Origin of the sequence: Halomonas sp. ALS9 (genome assembly GCF_001651035.1) — a bacterium.
In the GTDB taxonomy this organism is placed as follows: Bacteria; Pseudomonadota; Gammaproteobacteria; order Pseudomonadales; family Halomonadaceae; genus Vreelandella.
Map to the genome: position 1 here is coordinate 1 of NZ_LXRG01000144.1, position 265 is coordinate 265.

1 protein-coding gene is annotated in these 265 nt (G+C 57.7%); it reads right to left on the reverse strand.

Annotation, left to right across the window (positions count from 1 at the left end; genetic code table 11):
- Positions 1-265, reverse strand: a 265-nt coding sequence (locus tag A6R74_RS10505; RefSeq protein WP_131798070.1) for an AMP-binding protein, incomplete at both ends; no start/stop codon positions are given.

A 265-nucleotide genomic window follows, 5' to 3' on the forward strand; every position in this document is an offset into this window, starting at 1 on the left:
GTGGCCGTCATCACGGCACCACCAGTGAGTGACATGAATGGTGGTTTCGGTGGGGCCATAGAGGTCGTGCAGGTTGGCACCGTCGAGACATTCAGCCACATCTTGCTGCAGCGTGGCTGGAACGGCCTCACCACCGCACATAATATGCTTGAGTCGCGTCTTGGACTTCACATCGCGATAGGCCAGGAAGCCCTTGCGCATTGCGGGCACAATATTGAGCGTCGTAACGCCGTGCAGCTGTATCAGCTCGATGATGCGCTCTGGA